Annotated in this window: 9 protein-coding genes and 1 pseudogene; 9 read left to right on the forward strand and 1 reads right to left on the reverse strand. The window is 41.1% G+C overall.

Features of this window, described 5'->3' with window-relative positions:
* The first annotated feature begins 20 nt into the window (after positions 1-20).
* The 3 genes and pseudogenes from HBN42_RS07865 to HBN42_RS10135 all read left to right on the forward strand — a co-directional run.
* Positions 21-3,092 carry an Ig-like domain-containing protein gene (locus HBN42_RS07865; RefSeq protein WP_165994509.1) on the forward strand — a complete coding sequence of 1,024 codons (3,072 nt, stop codon included), beginning with the start codon at positions 21-23 and terminating at the stop codon, positions 3,090-3,092.
* Positions 3,093-3,462: 370 nt separating this feature from the next.
* Complete coding sequence (locus HBN42_RS07870; RefSeq protein WP_165994510.1) at positions 3,463-6,504, forward strand: Ig-like domain-containing protein; 3,042 nt, start codon at positions 3,463-3,465, stop codon at positions 6,502-6,504.
* A 310-nt stretch (positions 6,505-6,814) separates the two neighbouring features.
* Positions 6,815-7,149 (forward strand): annotated as a pseudogene (locus HBN42_RS10135) (BMP family lipoprotein); the annotation flags it as partial.
* Between the two features lie 144 nt (positions 7,150-7,293).
* Here HBN42_RS10135 and HBN42_RS07880 read toward each other — a convergent pair.
* Positions 7,294-8,067 carry a glycyl-radical enzyme activating protein gene (locus tag HBN42_RS07880; RefSeq protein ID WP_165994511.1) on the reverse strand — a complete coding sequence of 258 codons (774 nt, stop codon included), beginning with the start codon at positions 8,065-8,067 and terminating at the stop codon, positions 7,294-7,296.
* A gap of 125 nt (positions 8,068-8,192) precedes the next feature.
* On the opposite strand from HBN42_RS07880, the gene HBN42_RS07885 reads away from it, so the two are divergent.
* The 6 genes from HBN42_RS07885 (at position 8,193) to HBN42_RS07910 (ending at position 16,656) form a co-directional block, all read left to right on the forward strand.
* Positions 8,193-8,939 carry a DeoR/GlpR family DNA-binding transcription regulator gene (locus tag HBN42_RS07885; protein ID WP_165994512.1) on the forward strand — a complete coding sequence of 249 codons (747 nt, stop codon included), beginning with the start codon at positions 8,193-8,195 and terminating at the stop codon, positions 8,937-8,939.
* Positions 8,940-8,964: 25 nt separating this feature from the next.
* The gene (locus HBN42_RS07890; RefSeq protein WP_165994513.1) at positions 8,965-9,945 is read left to right on the forward strand and encodes a sugar-binding transcriptional regulator; all 981 of its coding nucleotides are present in this window, start codon (positions 8,965-8,967) and stop codon (positions 9,943-9,945) included.
* Between the two features lie 394 nt (positions 9,946-10,339).
* The gene (locus tag HBN42_RS07895) at positions 10,340-12,754 is read left to right on the forward strand and encodes a glycyl radical protein (RefSeq protein WP_165994514.1); all 2,415 of its coding nucleotides are present in this window, start codon (positions 10,340-10,342) and stop codon (positions 12,752-12,754) included.
* Positions 12,755-12,769: 15 nt separating this feature from the next.
* Positions 12,770-13,438, forward strand: a complete 669-nt coding sequence (locus HBN42_RS07900; RefSeq protein ID WP_165994515.1) for a fructose-6-phosphate aldolase — start codon at positions 12,770-12,772, stop codon at positions 13,436-13,438.
* Positions 13,439-13,486: 48 nt separating this feature from the next.
* Positions 13,487-14,581, forward strand: coding sequence for a glycerol dehydrogenase (locus HBN42_RS07905; RefSeq protein WP_165994629.1), 1,095 nt, complete (start codon positions 13,487-13,489; stop codon positions 14,579-14,581).
* A gap of 581 nt (positions 14,582-15,162) precedes the next feature.
* Positions 15,163-16,656, forward strand: coding sequence for a CHAP domain-containing protein (locus tag HBN42_RS07910; RefSeq protein WP_165994516.1), 1,494 nt, complete (start codon positions 15,163-15,165; stop codon positions 16,654-16,656).
* The last annotated feature ends 56 nt before the right edge of the window (positions 16,657-16,712 follow it).

Raw genomic sequence — 16,712 nt, forward strand, 5'->3', positions numbered from 1 at the left:
AGAGAGTAGAGAGAGAAAACATGTATACAAAACAAGAAAAAACGTTCCGTTTTTCCCTGCGCAAGGCTAGCTTTGGCCTTGTGTCCGTGGCCATTGCTGGCCTATTTTTGCTAGCTAGCCCCCAAAAAGCCGCAGCAGAAGAGGTTGACCCGCAAATAGCGGCAAGCTCAGCTTTAAAAGAAGCAGAGCCTGCGGCAGCGCTGGTTAGCCCTGCTGCAGCAGCACCTGCATCAGAGCCAGTTGCAGCTACCCCCCTAGCTCAACCTAGTACTGCACCGTCAGTGGCTTCCGCAGCCCCAGTAGCTGCATCTCAACCTAGTTCTGTTTCAGTAGCTCCTGTAGCTGTAGACCTAGCTCCGGCTGCTGAAGTTACAGCTCCTGCAGCTCCTACAGCTGAAGCAGCCTCTGAAACACAAGCCTTCCCAACAAGTGTCGTAACAGGTAGTGATGTGTCTAATAAAATGACAGATGTGAAGATCGAGGTCAAGTCAAATGAGACGGTCAAGCCTTTTGAAGCAGATAAACTTTACTTAAATTATGAAATGAAAGTAAAGTCTGGTGTGAAAGGAGGAGACTTCTTCACCATTAAGATTCCTGATCAAGTTAATGTACACGGAATTTCCAAAGAAACATCACTGCCAGATATTACAAGTGAGGGTGGCACAGAAGTTCTTGCCAAAGGTACTGATGGTAAAGATGGTACTGTAAAATATGTTTTTCAGGAAATTGTAAATACAAAAAGTAATCTTGAACTACATGTAAACTTCCCTGTTTTTATTGATCCCGTTAAAGTTCCCAATGATCAAACAAATATCAATTTAGTCACCTCTATCAATGGAACTAAAGGTGAGAAAGTAATCTCTGTAGAGTATGGTAGACGTAATAAGCAAGGTGTTTATCAACAGTATTTTGAACATCAAGGTGCGAGTTTAAAAAGTACCATTTATGAGGTAGATGTAACAGCTGGAAGATTTAAACAAGTTATTTATGTAAATCCCACTGGTGGTAATTACCAACTATACCGTGTTTTTGGTGAAAAAAAGAATGATGGATTAATGTATTCACAGGATAAAACAACAATAAAAGTTTATGAAGTTGCTAATAAGAATCTGTTAAATCATAGTATGTATGTAAATCCTGACTCAAAGAATAATCTTACTGAGGTACATTTCTTCACCTATTTTATTGATGGGTACTATGTAGTTGATTTTAATAAATATATTACTAAGCCTTATATTATAATTGTAGAATCTGATTATAACCCAAATAAAAATTTACAATTATTTACCACAACACAAGAATATAAACATTACCTAGAATTTGAAAATACCATTAAGCTTTACAATGGTGATGGTTCGGGACATGGAGAACAAGTCCCACCTCAAATGGCTCCGCTTCAGGATCAACCAGTAGCAGAAGACATAGCTTTACCTACGCCAGATGGAATAGAAATTATTATAGAACCTATTCATTTTCCTGTCCCTGAAATTGAAGAAGAAGTTCTTATTGGTACAGAAGATCATCCTTTCCTAGAAGGAACAGAAGTTCCTGAAGAACTTCTTATTGAGATTGAAGAGGAAGTTCTTATTCCAGAAAATATCTACTTGGATGGTGAGGCAGTTCCTGAAGATTTACCGACCAATGACCTTATTTTGGATGGTGTTGAAATTCCAGAAACAAGGGAAGTTCCAACTTTAGATATCTATGTTGAAGAATTTCCAGAACTTCCTATGCTAGAAGGTGAAGAAGTTCTTGAAGATTTCCCTACTTATGACCTTATTTTGGGTGGTGTTGAAATTCCAGAAACAAGGGAAGTTCCAATTTTGGATATTTATGTTGAAGAATTTCTAGAACTTCCTATGTTAGAAGGTGAAGAAATACCAGAGACCCCTTCTTTAGATGGTGAGGCAGTTCCTGAAGCTTTACCGACCAATGACCTTATTTTGGATGGTATTGAAATTCCAGAAATAAGGGAAGTTCCAATTTTGGATATTTATGTTGAAGAATTTCTAGAACTTCCTATGTTAGAAGGTGAAGAAATACCAGAGACCCCTTCTTTAGATGGTGAGGCAGTTCTTCAAGATTTACCGACCAATGACCTTATTTTGGATGGTGTTGAAATTCCAGAAACAAGGGAGGTTCCAATTTTGGATATTTATGTTGAAGAATTTCTAGAACTTCCTATGTTAGAAGGTGAAGAAATACCAGAGACCCCTTCTTTAGAAGGTGAGGAATTTCCTGAAGCTTTACCGACCAATGACCTTATTCTGGATGGTGTTGAAATTCCAGAAACAAGGGAGGTTCCAATTTTGGATATTTATGTTGAAGAATTTCTAGAACTTCCTATCTTAGATGGTCAAGAAGTCCCAGAGGTCACTGTCCCAACGATAGATTTTGAAGTGGAGGAAATGTTAGAATTTCCTATGCTAGATGGTCAGCCTGTGCCTGAGCCAGAAGTGGAATTTTCTGAACTTGAGATTATCATTGAGGGTCAAACCTTTGAAATCACCTTTGATACAGGTTCTTATGAGGAGACTGGTGCCTACCCAATTCAAACTGACCTTGTCATCGAGGAAGAAACTGAAACTAGCCCTCTAATTGAGATCAGCTATGCGACCAGCTTTGGAGAGAGTGGTCAATACCCAGCCGAGAGCGTGCTTACTACTGAGGAAGAAAGTGACTTTGCTCCAGTAGTAGACTTTACCTATGACACAGTGGTTGAGGAGAGCGGCCAATATCCGGCTGAAACTCTTCTAATCATTGAAGAGGACACTGAGACTGCTCCTACAGTGGCTCCAGACTTGTCGTCCCTTCCAGAGGAAGGTGAAGAAGAGCCTCTTTCTGTCCCAGAAACAAGCCCACAAGCACCTCAACAGGAGGCTAGCTCGGCTAAGGAAAGTCCTAAGTCAGAACAGCTTCAACCAAAGCAAGTTCAAGCTAAAACAATGTCTAAGAGCGCAGCTATTATCCTGCCAGAAACAGCAGACCAAAAAGACTCTAAGGTCTTGCTCGGCTTTATCTTGACCCTAAGTTCTCTACTTCTTGGTCTTCTTGGCTTCAAAGCTGAAAGAAAAGCCAAGGCGCAAAAGTGAAATAGCTGAGCTTTTGAGTAAGTGTTTACATGAAAAATGTCTGAAAATGTGGGAAAAGTGTTTTCATTATGTGTCTTAAATGAGTAAGTAAATTAATCTTATAACGCTTACATTAGAAAATAAAATAAATTATAAAAAATATTTGACATATCTAAAAATTTAAGTTAAACTGGGCAAAGTATGATTTGAGAGATCATCTAAAATGCAGTCAGATCACAGTAAACAAAGTGTTTGATTAAGGAATGACAAAAAGAAGCAGGTTTAGGCCTGCCTCTTATTTTTATTGTTCAAGGTTTGGAGAGACCTAAATATAAAAATAGTCCTTCTCTTAAGGGTTCTGATTTTGAAGAAGAGAGTAGAGAGAGAAAACATGTATACAAAACAAGAAAAAACGTTCCGTTTTTCCCTGCGCAAGGCTAGCTTTGGCCTTGTGTCCGTAGCCATTGCTGGCCTATTTTTGCTAGCTAACCCCCAAAATGCCGCAGCTGAACAAGTGGCTGTCATTCCACAGACAGGAGCAGTAGCAACAAGTCAAGATTCTGTAGAGCCAGTCCAAGCTGTTGCAGAAGCAGTTGTTGAACCTGCACCAGCCTTGGCAGCAGCAGAACCTGCACCATTAGCAGTTACAGCAGCTCCAGCCCCATCTGAACCAGCTCCAACTGACAGTCAAGCAGCAGCTTCAGTTCCAGCAGAGCCAACTTCCGCTGAGCCAAGCCCTGCTCCAGCTGTAGAGTCAACTTCAACCCCAGCTCAAACAAGCCCAGTTGTAGTAGTTCCAGTAGAGACCGCAGCCACTCCACAAGTACAAGCAGCCAAAGATGTTACTAGTCAAATGACTGATGTGAATATAAAGATTGATTCACAAGATGTTGTTCGTCCTTTTGATGCTGACAAGTTGACATTATCATATGATATGAAGGTTAATGGAACAGTCCAGGGAGGAGACTTCTTTATTATTAAACTACCAGATCAAGTTAATACTCACGGGATTTCCAAGGACGCACCTTTACCAGATATTAAAGATGCGGATGGTGTAACAGTGATCGCTAAGGGTTATGCTGGTCAGGATGATACTGTGAGATATGTTTTTGAAAACACAGTAAATAATAAAGAAAATATTAGTCTAAAGCTTAATTTTCCTGTCTTTATTGATCCAATTAGGGTTCCTAATGATCAAGTCGATATTGAATTAATAACTTCTATCAATAATGTTATGGGTAAGAAAAGCATCTCTGTACAATATGGTAGAAACGATAACAATGGTGTTTATCAACAGTATCTTATTTATCAAGGAAAAAGTTTAAAAAGTACTATTTATGAGGCAGATGCTTCAGCTAAGACATTTAAGCAAGTTATTTATGTTAATCCTTTGAGACATAACGATTATTTGAAGCAGCTTCAAGGAACAATTTCTAACGACGGTACGAAATTTACGAAAGAAAAGACCAAGATAACGATATATGAGGTTAAAAGTAACGACAAATTAAACGATAGTTTATATATTAATGAGTTGAACTCTGCGCTTAAACTAGAAAAGGTAGAACTCACTCCTACTTATTCTAATAATTCTTATATCCTTGATTTTAATAGATATATTTTTAATCCTTATGTTGTTATTGTAGAATCAGACTATAATCCTAACGCAAACTTACAGATAGATACAACTAGCCAGTACAGTAGTTGGTACAATGGTTGGTATAATACTATACTAGAATTTGAAAATGATATTAAACTTTATAATGGTGATGGAACAGGTTTCGGAGATCAGGTGCAACCTCAAATGCCACCTTTGGAGGGTCAGCCCATAGCAGATGAACCCATTCCTTATATACCAGGAGACTATCCTTATCCAGCTCCTTCCCTTGAAGGATCTGAAGTGATTGAAGAACCTATTGTCTTCCCTGTTCCTGAGCTAGACGGTGGTCCCGTAATAGATATAGACGGATCTCCTATGCCAGAGCCAGAATTAGAAGAACTACCAGACTTAGTTATTCCAGAAATTCCTGACGTTGAAGGCGAAGTCTTGGTTGGCATTGATGGTCACCCACTTACTGAAGAACCAAATGTTGACTTGGTAGTTATTCCAGAGCTAGAAGAAGCTCCTGTGGTTGAGCTAGACGGTCAAGAAATTCCAGAAGAGTTTCCAGCCTTTGAAGAAGTGGAAATTCCTGAGATTGAAGAGGAAGTTCTTATACCTCCAACTATTGAAGAGCCAACTTTTGAAATAATAGATATGCCTGAAGTGGAAGAAGGTTCTGTGGTTGAGCTAGACGGTCAAGAAATTCCAGAAGAGCTTCCAGCCTTTGAAGAAGTGGAAATTCCTGAGATTGAAGAGGAAGTTCTTATACCTCCAACTATTGAAGAGCCAACTTTTGAAATAATAGATATTCCTGAAGTGGAAGAAGCTCCTCTAGTTGAACTAGATGGTCAGGAAATGCCAGAAGTTTCTACTCCAACTATAGATTTTGACGTTGAAGAAATCTTGGATCAACCTCTCCTAGATGGTCAAGAAGTCCCAGAGGTCACTGTTCCGACTATAGAACTTGAAGTGGAAGTAATGCCAGAACTCCCTATCTTGGAAGATGAGAAGCCTTCAGAGCTTCCAACTATAGACTTCTCTCTTGAGGAGATTACAGAAGCATCTACCCTAGATGGTAAGGAAATCCCAGAGGTTCCAAGCATAGATTTCGAAGTGGAGGAAGTGCTAGAGCAGCCTATCTTAGATGGTCAGCCTATGCCTGAGCCAGAAGTGGAATTCTCTGAGCTTGAGATTATCATTGAAGGTGAATCCTTTGAAATCACCTTTGATACAGGAGCCTATGAAGAGACTGGTGCCTACCCAATTCAAACTGACCTTGTCATCGAGGAAGATACTGAAACTAGCCTTCTAATTGAGATCAGCTATGACACTGTTTTTGAAGAAAGTGGTCAGTATCCAGCTGAAACTTTAGTAACTATTGAAGAAGAAAGTGACGCTGCACCTCTAGTGGAATTTACTTACGACACAGTGAAAGAAGAAAGTGGCCAGTATCCAGCTGAACCTCTACTAACTATAGAAGAAGACACTGAAGCTGAGCCTATAGTGGAACCAGACTTCCCGACCCTCTCAGAGGACAGAAGTATTGAACTTGATGAAGAAGGTGTCGAAGAGGAAAATACAGCATCAGAAGATCCAGAAAGAGCTGTAGAAACTACTGAACAAAAGGTTAGCTCAGCTAAGGAAAGTCCTAAGTCAGAACAAAGGCTACTAGTCCAAGTTCAACCTAAGGCTATGCCTAAGAGCTCAGCTATGACCCTACCAAAAATGTCAGAGAAAAAAGATGCTAAAGTTCTATTTGGCTTTATCTTGGCGGCAGCTTCTATGCTTCTTGCTTTGCTTAGCTTCAAAAATAAGAGAAAATCTAAGGGATAAAAGTCAGAAACGGCTTGATTGATGATCAGACACTGATGTCTTTGTCCTCAAGGGAGAGACCGGAGAAAGCCTCTGTTTGGAGAGCTTCTCTTGGCCTCTCTTTTGCTATTTCTGCTTTTTCTAATTGACAGATAATAGGACAAAAATAGGGGTTTTTGCGAAAAAGTTCGGTTTTTTCTAAAAAAATTGAAATAAAATTGAAAAAATGTTTGTTTTCTTAATTTTTATGATATATTATATCTTCCCTGACCAATTAGGACTAGGGAGAACATATATTACATACTAAAAAACTCAGAAGGTTTCTTTGTCGATGAACAAAAAATTGCTTACTCTAGGTCTTGCCTCAACTATTCTCTTGGCTTTGTCTGTCTGCGGCAGCCGTGTTCAAAAATCATCTACGGCATCTGATATAAAAGTTGCAATGGTTACGGACCAAGGTGGAATTGATGACAAATTTTTTAACCAATCTGCCTGGGAAGGTTTACAAAAATGAGGCAAGTCTAAACAATTGAAAAAGGCTCTGGCTTTGACTATTTCCAAACTTCAAATGAATCAGAATACATGACTAACTTAGATACAGCAGCTTCAAGCGGCTACAATCTTATCTTTGGTATTGGTTTTGCTTTAAGAGATTCTATTGAAAAAGTTAAAAAAGCAATTATTGATGGAAAGATCATAGTTCCAGAAAAATAAAAAACAAAAAAATCAGGATTTTGGCACTGCACCCAGTAAGTGAGACATAAGAAAAACACTCCTGTAGAATTCTAGTAAAATAGAATTAGGAGTGTTTTAAAAATAACAGTCAATCTGATGTTGGACAAAGACTTGGCGGTAAACTTCTAGGTCTTCTGGGTGATAGGCTTTAACCCCCGCCATCTGGTAGTCTCTGCCTAGCAATTTGTATTTGTTTTCCCCAAACTGATGAAAGGGAAGGAGCTGGACTTTTTTGATATCTAATTCCTGAAAGAGTTCAGAAAAGGCTTGGGCATCTTCTAAAGAGTCATTAAAATCAGGGATAATAGGAATCCTAAGGACAATCTCCTTGCCTGCTTCAAAGGCATAGTGAATATTTTTGATAATAAGGTTGTTGGAAACGCCTGTCACCTTGCGGTGTCTTATTTGGTCATAATGCTTGAGGTCTGTGTAGATAAAGTCTACATATTGAATCAGATCTACAAACTGTTCATGCTTGGTGTAGGCTGTGGTTTCAATGGCCGTGTGCAGGCCTTCTTTTTTGGCTGCTTGTAAGATGGCCTTGGCAAATTCAAACTGGGCAAAGAGTTCACCCCCAGAAAGGGTCAGGCCTCCACCTGATTCTTGGTAGAAATCAGAATCTTTGAGAACTTCTTCAATGATCTGATCAACTGTCTTTTCTTCCCCAACTGTTTGGCAGCCTTTGCCATCAGCCTTGAGCATGGTTTCGGGTGATTTTTTTTGAGACTCGGGATTGGCGCACCAGGGACAACGCAAGGGACAGCCCTTGAGGAATACTGTAGTTCTAATGCCAGGTCCGTCATGGATACTGAAATGTTGAATGTTGAAAACAATTCCTCTTTGAGACATGCGCTTTTCTTCCTTTCTTAATAAGGTCATAATACCAAATAAACGTAAATAAATCAATTACGTTCGTAAGGTGTATAATCTTTTCTTTTACGGTCAAAATTGTTACAATGGAAGTGAGGTGAACAATGAATCGTTTAGAAAAAATAATCCAACTGGTATCACAAGAGAAGAAAATAGAAGTTAACAAGCTATCAGAAATCCTAGGGGTTTCTAAGGTTACTATCCGAAAAGACCTGGATAAGCTTGAAGGCAAGGGTTTGTTGCATCGGCAACATGGTTTTGCGGTTTTAAATAGTGGGGATGATCTGAATGTCAGATTATCCTATAACTACAATATCAAAAGAAAGATTGCAGAAAAAGCAGCTCTTTTGATTGATGATAATGAGACTGTTCTGATTGAATCAGGATCTACCTGTGCTCTGCTTGCAGAGGTTCTTTGTCAGACCAAACGTAACATCAAGATTATCACTAATTCTGCTTTTATAGCCAATTATATCCGTCATTATTCGACCTGTCAGATCATCCTTTTAGGAGGGACTTACCAGCCCAATTCAGAAGTGACTGTTGGGCCTTTGCTTAAGGAAATGATTGCTCTTTTTCATGTTAAGCATCTCTTTGTAGGGACTGATGGCTTTAATGCTGATATTGGTTTTATGGGTAAGGATATGATGCGTTCAGAGGGTGTCCGTTATATGTCTGAGATTGCCGAAGAAACCATTGTTTTAACAGATTCTTCCAAGTTTACAAAGCCTAGTCTGGTGCATCACCTGTCTTTGAATAGGGTTACAGGAGTTGTTACAGATAAGGGACTTGATGAGCAGACAGAGGCCTTGCTGACTTCGCATGGGATTAAGCTGGCCTTTGTCAACTGATCAGGGATTTCTTAATGGAGAAACAATGAAAGAAGATAAGAGACGTTTTTTGGCTAGGATAGCCTATATGCACTACATAGAAGGTAAAAGTCAGACACGGATTGCCAAAGAAATGGGGATTTATAGAACCACTATTTGCAGAATGTTAGCCAAGGCTAAGGATGAGGGGATTCTGAAGGTAGAAATTAAGGATTTTGATGTCAGTTTATTTGCCTTAGAGGCCTATGTGAAAGACAAATATGGTCTAGAAAAGATTGACATTATCCCCCAGGAGCAAGAAGATGATGACCATATGAGGCTGATGAAGGTTGCCAGGGCAGCAGCTGAACTGGTCAGAAGAACTGTCAAGGATGGTGATCAGATTGGCATTGCATGGGGCTCTACCCTCAGTCACATGATTGACCAATCTAAGCCAAGGTCTCTAAAAGGGGTGAAGATCAGACCCCTCGCTGGCGGGCCTAGCCATATCCATGCTAAGTTTCATGTTAATAGTCTGGTTTATCGTCTGGCTAAAATCTTCCATGGAGAAACTTCCTTTATCAATGCTTTGGTCGTTCAAGAAAATAAGAAAGCCGCTGAGCAGCTGATCCAGTCACAGGACTTGAAGCAGATCCTAGAGGACTGGAAAACATTAGATCTTGCCATTGTAGGCATTGGAGGAGAAGCCCATCAGGAAGAAGAGAGTGTCTGGAGAGACCTATTGTCTGCCCAGGATTATCAAGCTCTAAGGCAAGAAGCAGCTGTTGGCGAGGTTTGTTGCCGTTTTTTCAATCAAGAAGGCCAAAGTGTCTACCAAGCTTTGCAAGAAAGGACTATTGGTATCAGTTTAGATCAGCTGGCTAAGATTCCTAAGACCATTGCAGTGGCCAGGGGAAAAGAAAAGGCGACAGCCATCTTAGCAGCACTAAAAGCTGGTTTTATCAACCATCTGGTCACAGACCAAGAGACCATTTTGGCCCTCTTAGCTGTGGATAAGGATGACAGCTTTCAAGAGTTGAAGAGATAAAATATTTTTTAAGACTTTCTTTGGGTGATAGCAGATGGTAGCGATTTCCTTCGGAATTCCATACCTAAGATTTGAGTCTAAGGTCTCAAATCTTCCGAACGCCTGAAACCATAATGTTTCAGGCGTTTCTATCACAGCAAAAAGTCTTGGTTTAGAGCTTGCGCTTGCTCGCAGAAATAGGAAATGTATTGATAGCCTGAAGAAGCTTTTTAGCCTATTGGACTAGATAAATAGGATTTTGCCTACAGTCTGAGAGATAAGAATTGCACAATAGTGCAGTTTTTATCTCTTTTTCTTTATCCTTCATTAGCCCAATGTCCGGGCTGGCCAAATATGGTAAAATTATTACGAAAGAAACTTTATTGATTACGAAAGAAAACAAAGGAGATCTGCCATGACAGAAAGTAAAGCTTACTTTGGAAGCTTGACCCAGAGGATGAACCAGTACCGGGAATCTGTATTGACCAAAAAACCATATATTGATGCCGAAAGAGCCTTGCTGGTCACTGAGACTTACAAAAAGCACATGGATAAGCCAGCTAATCTCAAAAGAGCCTATATGCTTGCCAATATCTTAGAAAACATGACCATCTACATTGAGGAGGAGAGCCTGATTGCAGGGAACCAAGCTTCTTCCAACAAGGATGCGCCTATCTTTCCAGAGTACACCTTGGAGTTTGTCATCAATGAGCTAGATCTTTTTGAAAAACGAGATGGCGATGTTTTCTACATCACTGAAGAAACCAAGGAGCAACTGCGCTCCATTGCCCCTTTCTGGGAAAATAATAATCTCAGAGCCCGTGCAGGTGTGCTCCTACCAAAAGAAGTGGACGTTTACATGGAAACAGGCTTCTTTGGCATGGAAGGCAAGATGAACTCTGGCGATGCTCACCTGGCTGTCAACTACCAAAAACTGCTTCACTATGGCCTTAAGGGCTTTGAAGAAAGAGCCCGCGCCGCCAAGGCAGCCCTTGACTTGACCGTCCCAGAAAATATCGATAAGTACCACTTCTATGACTCTGTTTTCATCGTCATTGATGCCGTCAAAAACTATGCCAAACGCTATGCCAACTTAGCCAGAGAACTGGCTGAAAAGGCTTCTGAGGATCGCAGAGCTGAACTTTTAGAAATGGCTCGGATCTGTGAAAAAGTTCCTTATGAGCCAGCTACAAGCTTTGCAGAAGCTGTCCAATCCGTCTGGTTTATCCAATGTATCTTGCAGATTGAATCCAATGGACACTCTCTATCCTATGGCCGCTTTGACCAATACATGTATCCTTTTGCCAAGGCAGACTTGGAAGCAGGACGTGAGACAGAAGATTCTATTGTGGAACGCCTGACCAACCTGTGGATAAAAACCTTGACTATCAACAAGGTTCGCAGCCAATCTCACACCTTCTCATCTGCAGGAAGCCCACTCTACCAAAATGTCACCATCGGTGGTCAAACCCCAGACAAAAAAGACGCCGTTAACAAGATGTCCTATCTGGTCTTACGCAGTGTAGCCCAAACAAAACTACCTCAGCCCAACCTGACTGTCCGCTACCATAAGGGCTTAGACAAGGACTTTATGAATGATTGTATCGAAGTCATGAAGCTTGGTTTTGGCATGCCAGCCATGAACAATGACGAAGTCATCATCCCTTCCTTCATTAAGAAGGGAGTTCTTGAAGAAGACGCCTATGACTACTCAGCTATTGGCTGTGTGGAGACCGCAGTTCCTGGTAAGTGGGGCTATCGTTGTACCGGCATGAGCTATATCAACTTCCCTAAAATCCTTCTCATCACCATGAACAACGGCATTGACCCTGCTTCAGGTAAACGTTTTGCTAAGGGACATGGCCACTTCACAAACATGAGTAGCTATGAAGAGCTAAAAGAGGCCTGGGATGCCACCCTGCGTGAAATTACCCAGATGAGCGTCATTGTGGAAAACGCCATAGACCTTGGTCTAGAGCGTGAAGTACCTGATATTCTTTGTTCAGCTCTTACAGATGATTGTATTGGTCGGGGTAAAACTCTGAAGGAAGGCGGAGCAGTCTACGACTTTATCTCTGGTCTGCAAGTGGGTATTGCCAACCTTGCTGATTCTTTAGCAGCGCTAAAAAAATTAGTCTTCGAAGAAAAACGCCTGTCTACTCAGGAATTATGGCATGCGCTGGAAACCGATTTCGCGGGTGACCGCGGCGAAGAGATCCGTCAGATGCTCATTAATGATGCACCAAAATATGGTAATGATGAGGACTACGCAGATGGTTTGGTGGTGGAAGCTTACGACACTTACATTGATGAGATCGCTAAGTATCCTAATACTCGTTATGGTCGTGGGCCAATTGGGGGGATTCGTTATTCAGGGACTTCGTCTATTTCTGCTAATGTGGGGCAGGGTAAGGGGACTTTAGCAACGCCTGATGGGCGTCATGCTGGAACGCCTCTGGCTGAGGGTTGCTCACCTGAACACAGTATGGATAAGAAGGGGCCAACTTCGGTCTTGAAGTCTGTTTCCAAGCTCAGAACTGAGGAAATTGTTGGGGGTGTTCTTCTTAATCAGAAGGTCAATCCACAAACCTTGGCCAAGGAAGAGGATAAGCTTAAGTTAATTGCCCTTTTGAGAACCTTCTTTAACAGGCTTCATGGCTATCATATTCAGTATAATGTGGTATCTCGTGAGACTCTGATTGATGCTCAAAAGAATCCTGAAAAGCATCGTGACTTGATTGTGCGCGTGGCGGGTTATTCTGCTTTCTTCAATGTGCTGTCAAAAGCCACTCAGGATGACATTATCGAACGAACAGAACACACACTTTAAAAGAGGATAAGAAAAATGGAATATATGTTAGATACTCTCAATGTGGAGGAGATTAAGAAGTGGTCGCGCATCTTGCCCTTGGCAGGGGTGACTTCCAATCCTACCATTGCTAAAAAAGAAGGTAAGATTGATTTCTTTGAACGCATTGCCGAGGTTAGAAAAATCATTGGTGACAAGGCTTCTATCCATGTTCAAGTCATTGCCCAAGATTATGAGGGCATCTTAAGAGATGCTGCTGAGATTAGAAAGCACTGTGGGGATCAGATTTTTATCAAGGTTCCAGTCACCACTGAGGGCTTGGCAGCTATCAAAAGCTTGAAGGCTGATGGTTATCATGTGACAGCGACAGCTATTTACTCTCTTTTCCAAGGGCTCTTGGCCATAGAAGCAGGGGCAGATTATTTAGCGCCTTACTACAACCGCATGGAAAATTTAAACATTGATGCTGAGACGGTCATTGGTCAGCTAGCGGAGGCTATTGACAGAGAGTGCTCAGACAGTAAGATTCTGGCAGCAAGTTTTAAGAATGTTGGTCAAGTCAATAAGGCTTTTGCCTTGGGAGCGCAAGCCATCACTGCTAGTCCAGATGTTTTTGAGGCAGGCTTTGCCATGCCGTCCATCCAAAAGGCTGTAGATGATTTTTCTAAGGATTGGGAAGCTATTTATCATAAGACTTCTATTTGAGGAAGTTTGTTTGAGTTGAATTAAAAATAAAGGAGACAGAAGATGACAATGAGAGTTTTTGCAAGTCCTTCACGTTATATACAAGGAAAGAATGCCCTTTTTGATAATCAGGATATGATTGCACAACTGGGTAAAAAGCCAATTGTGCTATGTGATGATGTGGTCTATGGTATCGTTGGCCAGCGCTTTATTGACCATTTAAAGGCTAATGATATGGCTGTTACTAGTGTTTCTTTCAATGGAGAGGCCTCTGATCAGGAAATCAGCCGTGTCAGCAAGCTAGGAAGAGAAAATGAGAATGATCTGATCATTGGATTGGGTGGCGGAAAGACCATTGATAGTGCGAAGGCAATTGCTAGTCTTTTAGAGATTCCGCTCATTATTGCACCAACTATTGCCTCAACAGATGCCCCAACCTCAGCCTTGTCTGTTATTTACACAGAAGAGGGCGCCTTTGAGAAGTATATTTTTTATCCTAAGAATCCTGACTTGGTTTTGGTGGATACTGAGGTCATTTGTCAGGCGCCGCCACGTTTACTGGCTTCAGGTATTGCTGATGGTTTAGCTACCTGGGTTGAAGCTAGAGCAGTTCTGCAAAAAAATGGAGATACTATGTTAGGTAAGGGACAGACCCTTGCTGGGCTAGCCATTGCCAAGGCTTGTGAAGAAACACTTTTTGCTGATGGCTTACAGGCCATGGCAAGCTGTGAACAAAAAGTAGTGACCAAGGCTTTTGAAAATGTTGTGGAAGCTAACACTCTTTTAAGTGGCCTAGGTTTTGAGAGTGCAGGCCTTGCGGCAGCACACGCTATTCACAATGGTTTTACAGCCTTAGAAGGCGATATTCACCACTTAACACATGGTGAAAAGGTAGCCTATGGCACCCTAACTCAACTCTTCTTAGAAGATAGACCTAAGGAAGAGATTGATCGTTATATTAGATTCTATCAGGCCTTACAACTACCGACTAGCTTAAAGGAAATGCACCTTGAGCAGGCTAGTTTTGAAGAGCTCTTGCAGATCGGAAAACAAGCAACCATTGAAGGGGAAACCATCCATCAAATGCCCTTTAAGATCAGTGCAGAAGATGTAGCCAGTGCTCTGCTAGCTGTGGATGCTTATGTCAAGTCACTGAAAAAATAATCACCTCCTCTTTGGGAAGTTTAAAAGCGCCTAATTTCAAAAATGAGGCACTTCAGACTGTAGACAAACCCTATTTACCTAGACCAATAGGCTAAGAAGCTTCTTCAGGCTATCAATACATTTCCTATTTCTGCGAGCAAGCGCGAGCTTATTAAGGCTAGCTCCGCCGTGCTGAAAGTGTCTAGAATACCTTTAATATCAATATTTTAGACAGTCGGAACTTGCCAGACCTTAGGCTCGAAAGTTAGGCATGGAATTCTTTGGTTTTCTTAAGCAGTCACTCCCCTGACTGTTTAACCTACCTCCGGCAGAACCTAAGGAAGGTATCAAAAAATGACTTTTTCTTCAAACTGAAAAGCGCCTCTTCTTGAGATTAGGCGCTTTTAACGTGTTTTTTTACGACTTTTCTTAACCAAGACATCCTTAAAAGAAAACAGCTTTTGCTCTAAGTACCTAAGAAAAGCATCAAAAAATATAAAACTATTGGAAAAAGTCCTATTTTTAAGGAAATTTTGGTATTTGTCTTACCTATCCCAACAAAAAGTGCTATAATGAAGAAAAAACTTAGAAAGAGATTAAAATTGAAAAAAGACAAATTGATGGCTTTACTGATGTTGGTCATTTTAGCCAGCCAAAGTATTCAAACAGTCAGTGTTTTAGCCGAAGAAACACCTCTAGTGGTTAACAATGCTTCAGACAATCAGATAGAGTCTAAAAAATCAGAAAGTGAAGTAGCTTCTACTGATGGGGTAGGAACTAGTGAAAGCAGTTCTTCATCAGTGGTCAGTGAACCTGCTACTGAAGCGCCAGCAGCAAACAGCTCTAGCTCTCAACCAAATGACGAGACAGCTTCTAGTCCCAAGATAAGTTCAAGTGGGCCTTCAACAGAACCTTCTGAAACTGAAAAAGCTGCTCCAGCACCAAAGACCAAGCCAGGTCTTCCTAGTTCAGATCAGGCTGCAAAAACGAGTCCACAGCCTTCAAGTTCTCCAAAGGTTTTAGCAGCAAATAAGGCCAATGTAGCTGTAACAAATCCAGCTTATCAAGCTCCAGCGCCTTCATCCGCATTAGATCTTCAGATGCCATCTGCTATTGCTAGTGCCAGATATGTTGATCATTGGTCTGGCTCTGATGCTTATACCCATCATTTATTATCACATCGCTATGGTATCACTGCGGCACAGATAGATGGTTACTTACAAAGTACTGCTATTCATTATGATAGCCAGCGCATCAATGGTAAAAAACTGCTTGAATGGGAAAAAGTCAGTGGTTTAGATGTACGTGCTATTGTAGCTATTGCCATGGCTGAAAGTTCTTTAGGAACACAGGGTGTAGCGACTGAGCCTGGTGCTAATATGTTTGGTTATGCTGCCTTTGATAATGCCCCTCAAATGGCTAAAAAGTTTAATGACGAGGCTGCTCTGACCAGGATGACAAAGGAAACAATCATCCAAAACCAAAATACCAGCTTTGCTATTCAAGATAGAAAAGCTCAAAGACTGTCGGCTGGTCTTTTAAATCTGTCTCTTGAGGGTGGTGTTTATTTCACTGATACCAGTGGTACCGGCAAAAGACGTGCTCAGATCATGGAAGAAATGGATAGATGGATTGATCAACACGGTGGTACGCCGGCTATTCCAGCAGAGTTGAGGATTCAGTCTTCAGCCAGTGTGGAAGTTGTACCTTTGGGTTATAGGGTTTCTAAGTTAAACCAAATGATTAATTATAGTGCAGCCTCTTATCCGTGGGGTCAGTGTACTTGGTATGTTTATAATCGTGCTAAAGAATTAGGTTTCCACTTTGATGCCTTTATGGGTAATGGTGGTGATTGGCAATATAAAAAGGGTTACCAGACCAGTCATAAGCCAAGCCTAGGTTCAGCTGTTTCCTTTAGTCCAGGTCAGGCTGGTGCTGATCCTATTTATGGCCATGTGGCCATTGTTGAAGAAGTGAAGGATGATGGATCGATTCTTATTTCGGAATCTAATTGTGTTGGTTTAGGAATAATTTCCTACAGAACCTTCTCCGCAGCTCAAGCTTCTCAGCTTACCTATGTACTTGGTCAATCTTAATAAGTGATTTCTTTTGCCAAAAGTTCTCTTCAACCAGAAGAGGGCTTTTTCTTTTC

The sequence above is a fragment of the Streptococcus catagoni genome, assembly GCF_011421425.1.
Taxonomy (GTDB): domain Bacteria; phylum Bacillota; class Bacilli; order Lactobacillales; family Streptococcaceae; genus Streptococcus; species Streptococcus catagoni.

What these genes read in the sequence shown, in the direction of transcription:
- HBN42_RS07905 (WP_165994629.1), top strand. Translation starts at nt 13,487, where the DNA reads ATGAGAGTTTTTGCAAGTCCTTCACGTTATATACAAGGAAAGAATGCC.
- HBN42_RS07880 (WP_165994511.1), bottom strand. Translation starts at nt 8,067, where the DNA reads ATGTCTCAAAGAGGAATTGTTTTCAACATTCAACATTTCAGTATCCAT.
- HBN42_RS07865 (WP_165994509.1), top strand. Translation starts at nt 21, where the DNA reads ATGTATACAAAACAAGAAAAAACGTTCCGTTTTTCCCTGCGCAAGGCT.
- HBN42_RS07870 (WP_165994510.1), top strand. Translation starts at nt 3,463, where the DNA reads ATGTATACAAAACAAGAAAAAACGTTCCGTTTTTCCCTGCGCAAGGCT.
- HBN42_RS07895 (WP_165994514.1), top strand. Translation starts at nt 10,340, where the DNA reads ATGACAGAAAGTAAAGCTTACTTTGGAAGCTTGACCCAGAGGATGAAC.
- HBN42_RS07890 (WP_165994513.1), top strand. Translation starts at nt 8,965, where the DNA reads ATGAAAGAAGATAAGAGACGTTTTTTGGCTAGGATAGCCTATATGCAC.
- HBN42_RS07900 (WP_165994515.1), top strand. Translation starts at nt 12,770, where the DNA reads ATGGAATATATGTTAGATACTCTCAATGTGGAGGAGATTAAGAAGTGG.
- HBN42_RS07885 (WP_165994512.1), top strand. Translation starts at nt 8,193, where the DNA reads ATGAATCGTTTAGAAAAAATAATCCAACTGGTATCACAAGAGAAGAAA.